The 1191-nt window shown below is 33.4% G+C and carries 1 protein-coding gene; it reads right to left on the minus strand.

What is annotated here, in order from left to right; genetic code table 11:
- Nucleotides 1-21 precede the first annotated feature (21 nt).
- On the minus strand, nucleotides 22-1128 hold the full coding sequence (locus PL11201_RS25415; RefSeq protein ID WP_079678947.1) for an IS630 family transposase: 1107 nt from the start codon (nucleotides 1126-1128) through the stop codon (nucleotides 22-24).
- Between the last annotated feature and the right edge of the window lie 63 nt (nucleotides 1129-1191).

The raw sequence follows: 1191 nt of genomic DNA on the forward strand, positions 1-1191 counted from the left end.
TAAGCTGCTACGCAGCTTGATTTAATAAATAGCATTTCCTTTGTTTTTAATTTTGCGAGACCAATTAATGATTAAATCTCCTTCGTTTAACAATTTATTCAATAATTCTTCTAACTGCTCTACTGATTCAAATAGCCGATGAGCAATATATTCTTTAGCTGAGTGCCAAACCAATTCAATTAAATTAAAGTCAGGGCTGTAAGGGGGCAAAAACTCTAACCTAATATTCGGCATTTCTGCTTCTATTCTCTCTAAAATCTCTTTCTTTTTATGAAAACTAGCATTGTCTAAAATTATTACTAATTTAGGCCCAGTTTCTAAAAATTCTTCGGCTAATTTTCCCGACTCTATCCATTCTTCAACAATCCAATTATGTAAAGCTTTGATTTGTTGATAAAAGGTCTCCGATTCTCCTTTCTTAATCACAAAATTTATTCTTTTTTTATCGCTATACCTTAACCCTCCCATTAGATTTACTCTTCCTTTCCTTCTTTGTCCTGTTACTTTTTTTCGGCTTCCCTTTTTCCCCCAGGTTTTTCTTCTTATTACTCTCAAACTAAATCCTACTTCATCCCAAAACCATACTTGCAAGCGTTCAGGTGATTCTTTTTCTATTTTTAAATACTCTAACAATTTCTCTTTAAATGCTTTCCTGTGTACCGGATTTTGTTTGTCCTCTAAGCTGTACTTTGCCCAAAGGTAAACGTACTTTTTTCTTTGTAATATTCTCCTGACTTGAGAGCCACTCAACTTAATTCCTGTTGCTTGCTCTAAATATGTTGCTAATCTATTTCCTGTCCATCTCCCAAATTCATATCCGTATTCTGATGGTTCTTTTTCTACTACTTTTAGTAACATTTCTTCATATTCAGCCGTAGCTTTCCGAAAGTTTCCTTGGCTTCTTCCATCTATAAAACTCTCCATTTTATCGGGATCACCATGAACAGCCCAGTACGCTACTGTCGGATAGGAAATTTCTAAAAAATTGGCTATCTTTTGATAGGTTTTTCCCTCATTCATTAATAATAAAATTAAAATCCTTTCTCTAATTTGAGCATTTTGATTTTCTTTCATTTCTTTAAGTAATCTTTCTTTTTGCTCTTTAGACAGATGATTTTTGGCTGGCATTGGGGGTTATATCCCTAAAAATACTTAATCTTCTATTATACAATCAAGCTGCGTAGCAGCTTA

The organism is Planktothrix sp. PCC 11201 (genome assembly GCF_900009135.1).
Lineage (GTDB): Bacteria > Cyanobacteriota > Cyanobacteriia > Cyanobacteriales > Microcoleaceae > Planktothrix.

Bases quoted from the DNA above. Each gene is read 5' to 3' on its own strand.
- PL11201_RS25415 (WP_079678947.1), bottom strand. From the start codon at position 1,128: ATGCCAGCCAAAAATCATCTGTCTAAAGAGCAAAAAGAAAGATTACTT.